This window comes from Umbribacter vaginalis (assembly GCA_001552935.1).
GTDB classification, from domain to species: domain Bacteria; phylum Actinomycetota; class Coriobacteriia; order Coriobacteriales; family Eggerthellaceae; genus Berryella; species Berryella vaginalis.
On the sequence record KQ959712.1, the window covers coordinates 906 to 1,254 of the forward strand.

Annotated in this window: 1 pseudogene; it reads right to left on the reverse strand. The window is 45.6% G+C overall.

What is annotated here, in order from left to right:
• Positions 1-349, reverse strand: a pseudogene (locus HMPREF3190_RS07695) (SpaA isopeptide-forming pilin-related protein); the annotation flags it as partial.

The following is a 349-nucleotide window of genomic DNA, read 5'->3' on the forward strand; positions in this document are numbered from 1 at the left end:
TGGAACAACTAACTCTTGTACAAAGTAGGTGTCATAAACTAGAGCGCCTTTGCCATCATTCACATGGGCACCGTTGGTCTTTTGACCACTAAACCACACACCACTCTCCGCTGTGAGTTTAGATACATCAAGTTCGCCTTTGGTGTTTAGCGCCTTGTCACATGCATTGGTATTAAAGCTATGCGGATACGCCGTTGTGTCAACCACGCCATTTTGATCACTCATAACGATATGACGCTCACCTGTGGTCATTGAAGTAATTGCAAAGGGAATACCGCCAAGGGGGCGCTGCGTTGTATCGTCTTTCTTTAAGAAATAGAAATCGCCACGTTTCACCTGTTCAGCGATA